This window comes from Microcystis sp. M083S1 (assembly GCF_020246405.1).
Taxonomy (GTDB): domain Bacteria; phylum Cyanobacteriota; class Cyanobacteriia; order Cyanobacteriales; family Microcystaceae; genus Microcystis; species Microcystis aeruginosa_C.
The window spans coordinates 1-4024 of record NZ_JADBTB010000125.1; the positions used below are offsets into that span (position 1 = coordinate 1).

Annotated in this window: 5 protein-coding genes; 2 read left to right on the forward strand and 3 right to left on the reverse strand. The window is 44.2% G+C overall.

Annotated elements, in window-relative coordinates; translation table 11 throughout:
* Positions 1-386: 386 nt before the first annotated feature.
* The 3 genes from IM450_RS12875 to IM450_RS12885 are packed head-to-tail and all read right to left on the reverse strand — an operon-like array spanning position 387 to position 1613.
* A complete protein-coding gene (locus tag IM450_RS12875) occupies positions 387-875 on the reverse strand; it encodes a diacylglycerol kinase family protein (protein ID WP_004163644.1) in 489 nt (162 codons plus the stop codon).
* 28 nt (positions 876-903) lie between these two features.
* Positions 904-1416 carry an rRNA maturation RNase YbeY gene (ybeY, locus tag IM450_RS12880; RefSeq protein ID WP_004163645.1) on the reverse strand — a complete coding sequence of 171 codons (513 nt, stop codon included), beginning with the start codon at positions 1414-1416 and terminating at the stop codon, positions 904-906.
* A gap of 11 nt (positions 1417-1427) precedes the next feature.
* Entirely contained in the window at positions 1428-1613 is a 186-nt protein-coding gene (locus tag IM450_RS12885) for a DUF3285 domain-containing protein (RefSeq protein ID WP_002797124.1), read from the reverse strand.
* Positions 1614-1922: 309 nt separating this feature from the next.
* On the opposite strand from IM450_RS12885, the gene IM450_RS12890 reads away from it, so the two are divergent.
* On the forward strand, positions 1923-3374 hold the full coding sequence (locus tag IM450_RS12890) for a RecQ family ATP-dependent DNA helicase (protein WP_287664229.1): 1452 nt from the start codon (positions 1923-1925) through the stop codon (positions 3372-3374).
* 332 nt (positions 3375-3706) lie between these two features.
* Positions 3707-3937 (forward strand): hypothetical protein, encoded by a 231-nt coding sequence (locus tag IM450_RS12895; protein WP_287664231.1) that lies wholly within the window; start codon positions 3707-3709, stop codon positions 3935-3937.
* Positions 3938-4024: the final 87 nt, after the last annotated feature.

Below are 4024 nucleotides of genomic sequence, written 5' to 3' on the forward strand. Positions count from 1 at the left end.
GAGTGATCAGGGGGAAAATTGAGGTACTTTTTCCCTGAAAATTAGGTAGTTGACCACCTGAAAATCGGTAAAACCCTACACCCCACACCCCACACCCCACACCCTACCCCCAGGAAAAACTTTTTCAGCAGACCCTACTTATCAGTGATCAGTTATCAGTGATCAGTTAAGCTGTTGACTATCTAATATTACTGGTTAAGACTGCACCGCAGTGCCGGAGTTGGCAGCAGGGAGAGGAAGTTCGAGCATTTGTACTGAAGTTTCCCCTACGCGGTTTAAATTCAGTAAACAGTAATCAGTGATCAGATTTGAGTTTTCAGTTCACTGTTCACTGTTTACTGGACGGCTACGCCGTGCCTTTGGCAACACGGAAAAAAGCTTCCCGCTTAAACTAATAAATGGGGAATAAAAATAAAAGCCGCTACGAGTAAAGCGGCGATCGAGGCGATTAAAACGGCACCAGCGGCACAATCTTTCGCTATTTTGGCTAAATCATGGTAGGATTGCCCCACCGTCAGATCCACCACTGATTCTAGGGCAGTGTTGATTAATTCTAAGACCATCACCAGAGCGCAGGTAAGGGTGACAATCGCCATTTCCAGGGCATCAACCCGCAAAAATAAGCCCCAACTAATCGCTACTAGGGTAATCAGGGTGTGAATGCGAAAATTTCTTTGACTGACAAAAGCATAACGGACTCCGGCCCAAGCGTAGCGAAAACTGACTAATAGATTCGAGGCGACTTGCCAAGCGTATTCTCTTTGAGTCGAATTGTTGCCCTCACTCACCTGTCCCGATCGAGGGATAAAGTTATTGTTGAGATAGGGATTAGATAGGCTGGTAGATTGGTTGGCTTTATGATAGTTTGTCTTCATATTCCTCAATAATGCTTGACAAAAACAACTAACTATGTATCGGCATTTCGACGGTTTTTAACAAAGTTTCCTGTAAAGATAGCATTTCTAACAGACTTGTTTCATCGGGATGATCCCAACCCAAAAGATGTAAACAAGCGTGGGCAGTTAACCAGGCCAATTCTCGCGCCAAAGAATGATTTTGTGTTAAAGCCTGTTGTTGTGCTGTCTCCACAGAGATGATAATATCCCCCAAATATAAAGGTTCTGTCTCTAAAATGCCCTCATCGACTGGGAAATCCACTTCCAGAGCGGCAAAAGCGAGAACATCCGTCGGTTGATCTTTGTGGCGATACTGGGAATTATAGGTCCGAATTTCTCGATCGTCTGTTAAACGCAAACTTAGTTCATAACCGGCGGCAACGGGGAGATAATCCGATAGATAGCCTAACCATGTCTCCAACCAATAGTGCCAAGTTTCCCCATCCACAGGACTATTTCCGGGATCAAAATAATTATCCTGTAGGCATAAATCCACCCCTAGGGGCAAAGTCTCACTCACCAGATTTCATCCTAGGGACGCGTCAGATAGGAAACACCGACAAAAAAGCCTAATAGGGCTGCTGTAGTCAAAAAAAAGTGTTTTAACGAGACGCCTTTTTTCTTGACCATATTCCGCATCGCCAGCTTGACGTAACTGGGTTGCGCTTCGGTGGCGGTTTCTACTGCGGGGTCAGTGGTGCTAACAGGTTCAGTCATCAGTAATTCCCCAGACAAGGATTGATCGCTATAAGTGTAACAGATTATTAAAGAAGTGCAAAAAAATTCAATTATGGGAAAAATTGTTACCCGTCCGGGATAGTCAAAACCACTCAAACTGTTTAACCCAGAGGTTTCTAACCAGTTGCGCCTTTAAACCAGCCCCTGAATTTTGATACAAATGCTCTCCTCTCCCCCGCTCCCTTCTCCCCTCTCCCCAATTCATAATTCATAATTCCCACTCCCCACTCTCCTGCTCCCCAATTCATAATTCATAATTCATAATTCATAATTCCCAGCAGTTAACCCATGTCTTCCCACGATACCGAAAGCATCCAGACTATTTTTCAAAAAATTTGGGGCTATGAGGCCTTTCGCTTTCCCCAACAGGAGATTATCGAGACAATTCTAGCGGCACAAGATGCCCTAATTGTCATGCCCACGGGATTCGGTAAATCTATCTGTTTTCAATTGCCCGCTTTATTAAAAACCGGCTTAACCCTAGTGATTTCTCCCCTAGTGGCCCTGATGGAAAATCAGGTGGAGGAATTATTAGCTAAAAAACTACCCGTTGCCCTGATTCATCACGAAATCCCCCGACAACAGAGAAAGAAAACCTTAGCAGCGATCGCAGATCAAACCCTACGACTTCTCTATCTTTCGCCGGAAACCCTCTTAAGTCCGCCCCTCTGGTCAAAATTAACCCTTCCCCACGTTAAAATTAACGCTCTCATCCTCGACGAGGCCCATTGTTTAACCCAGTGGGGCGACAATTTTCGTCCTGCTTACCGTCGTCTTGGGGCTGTCCGTCCCGCTCTTCTGCAATCGAAACCGGCCGGCAGCCAAATAGCGATCGCTGCTTTTACCGCCACCGCTAACCCCGCTACCCGTGAGACTCTCACCCGCATCTTACAACTAGAAAAACCACAACTTTTCTTAATAAATCCTTACCGTCAAAACCTTGACTTAAGCACCAAAATATGTATTAGCCCCGGTTGTCGTCGTCATCAACTATTAAACTTCCTCACCAGTCAACCTCGACAATCCGGCCTGATCTATACTCGTTCCCGTCGCCATAGTGAAAATTTAGCGGCATGGTTGCAATCTCTCCACTATCGCACCAGTGCCTATCATGCCGGTTTATCCCCCTTTCAGCGTCGGGAAATAGAACAAAATTGGCTGCGGGGGGATTTAACTTTTGTTGTCTGTACCTCAGCTTTTGGCATGGGTATCAATAAACCCGATGTGCGTTGGGTTGTCCACTACCAACCCCCAGCTTTACTATCGGAATACCTACAGGAAATCGGCCGCGGTGGTCGCGATGGGGGTAAAATGCAGGCTCTCACCTTAATTAGTGAACCGACGGGATGGTTAGATAATAGCGATAAAAACCAGCAAAAATTCTTTAACTCCCAACAGGAACGCCAATACCGACAAGCTTGGCAAATTTTAGCCCAAATTCCCCTAGAGGGCAAAGTAGAGGCGATTAGTGCCGAATTTCCCGATGGTGCGCTCATTCTCTCCCTTTTACACAGTCTCGATCGCCTAGAATGGCTCGATCCTTTTCATTATCGGCTTATTTATCCTCATAATTCAGCCAAGATGACTTTTAAACCCAGAAATGAGATATTTCCCTACCTCTATACCCGTCGCTGTCGTTGGCACTTTCTCTTAAATGCCTTTGGGTTTCAGGAAAATGCCGATAATTTTCGCTGTGGTCATTGCGATAATTGTCGTCGCAATCGACCTCTGGTAAGCTAGGGAGCGCCAGAGCAGGGAGAGCAGAGCATTTGTACTAAATTTTTTATGTCTTTTTTCTCCTCCTGTCTGGGATTCTCCTCAGCTAAGGTAAGATTTTTGATTTTTGCAGGAGATCTATAGCGGGTTTCCCAGAAGTGAGTCCCGATTGAATCTATCAAGGGATTTACGATACCTTACCCGAAATAATAGTGAAATTTTGTGACAAAGTGCAGCCAGATATAAGAATCTTTGCTAGATTCCTAGAAAGCTTCTGTGATAAGTCTCCTTAAAAGGAGGCTGTTTGCAGTAAGCTAATCTGGCTAACACGCTTTTGAAAGTTGCGATATTGGTTTATGCAAAGAAAGTACATATACCCAGTTCTTGGTCTTTTTGTTGGTGCTATCGTCAATGTCATTTTCAATTTGATTGCAGCGGCTATTCAGCAACGAACTATTGGTGAAAAATTTAATGATCAAATGATTTTATGGATGATCGCATTCGCGGTTTTTGGTCTGTTAATTGGGTATTGGCCAGCAATTCTCATTTTGAAAACAAAAGAAGATAAAGTTCTCTTGTTCACATAGAGAACTTCTGTCTAATTATCATTTTTTTTCAAGATAATCATCATAATTAGCTTCAAGAGACAGTTTTAAAATATCTGCCCATAAAAA

Coding starts and splice junctions, on each gene's coding strand:
- IM450_RS12890 (WP_287664229.1), top strand. CDS start 1,923: ATGTCTTCCCACGATACCGAAAGCATCCAGACTATTTTTCAAAAAATT.
- IM450_RS12875 (WP_004163644.1), bottom strand. CDS start 875: ATGAAGACAAACTATCATAAAGCCAACCAATCTACCAGCCTATCTAAT.
- IM450_RS12895 (WP_287664231.1), top strand. CDS start 3,707: ATGCAAAGAAAGTACATATACCCAGTTCTTGGTCTTTTTGTTGGTGCT.
- IM450_RS12885 (WP_002797124.1), bottom strand. CDS start 1,613: ATGACTGAACCTGTTAGCACCACTGACCCCGCAGTAGAAACCGCCACC.